Annotated in this window: 1 protein-coding gene; it reads left to right on the plus strand. The window is 46.1% G+C overall.

The annotated features are described in order from the left end of the window. Positions 1 to 28 precede the first annotated feature (28 nt). A partial coding sequence (gene rplJ / locus AB4653_RS29080; RefSeq protein ID WP_372106109.1) for a 50S ribosomal protein L10 occupies positions 29 to 269 on the plus strand: 241 nt, incomplete at its 3' end.

Genomic DNA, 269 nt, shown 5'->3' on the forward strand with positions numbered 1-269 from the left:
CTGTAATCACAACCAGAGGTTAATCCAAATGGCTTTAAATCTTCAAGACAAAAAAGCAATTGTTGCTGAAGTCAACGAAGCTGCCAGTGGTGCACTTTCTGCAGTTGTAGCTGATTCTCGTGGCGTTACTGTTGGCGCAATGACTTCTCTACGTAAACAAGCTCGCGAAGCGGGTGTTTACATGAGAGTTGTTCGTAACACACTAGCACGCCGTGCGATTCAGGGTACAGACTACGAGTGTCTAACTGACACTTTCACTGGTCCAACTC

It is taken from the genome of Vibrio sp. 10N.222.48.A3, from assembly GCF_041475345.1.
Taxonomy (GTDB): Bacteria; Pseudomonadota; Gammaproteobacteria; order Enterobacterales; family Vibrionaceae; genus Vibrio; species Vibrio tasmaniensis_A.